This window comes from Bacillus cereus group sp. BfR-BA-01408 (assembly GCF_022663305.1).
GTDB classification, from domain to species: Bacteria; Bacillota; Bacilli; order Bacillales; family Bacillaceae_G; genus Bacillus_A; species Bacillus_A pacificus.
This window is the reverse complement of sequence record NZ_JAKUFF010000252.1, coordinates 1-279: the sequence shown is the minus strand read 5'-3', so window position 1 is coordinate 279 and position 279 is coordinate 1. Positions and strand designations below refer to the sequence as shown.

The following is a 279-nucleotide window of genomic DNA, read 5'->3' as shown; positions in this document are numbered from 1 at the left end:
ACAAAAGAATTAATTGGATCAGTGGATGAAAATGATTTGAAACAAGTAGCGGGTGCGGGAGATGTAAATCCAGAAACGACGCCAGCGACACCTACAATTGTGGCAGTAAGTGTGAAACTTTGCCCAACTGGTGTATGTACAAAAAGCTGTTAATAAACAACCTAAAAAAGAGAGGAAGTTAAATATGTCTAAAAACGAAAAATTAAATAAATTGCGAGATCAAGAGTTTGATACAAAAGAATTAATTGGATCAGTGGATGAAAATGATTTGAAACAAGT

The 279-nt window shown here is 34.4% G+C and carries 1 protein-coding gene and 1 pseudogene; both read left to right on the top strand.

The window, feature by feature from the left end; all coding sequences use genetic code 11:
* Positions 1-153: class II lanthipeptide, LchA2/BrtA2 family (locus MR083_RS27185; protein ID WP_242270126.1), on the top strand; the 153-nt coding region annotated here is incomplete at its 5' end.
* Positions 154-184: 31 nt separating this feature from the next.
* A pseudogene (locus MR083_RS27180) lies at positions 185-279 on the top strand (class II lanthipeptide, LchA2/BrtA2 family); the annotation flags it as partial.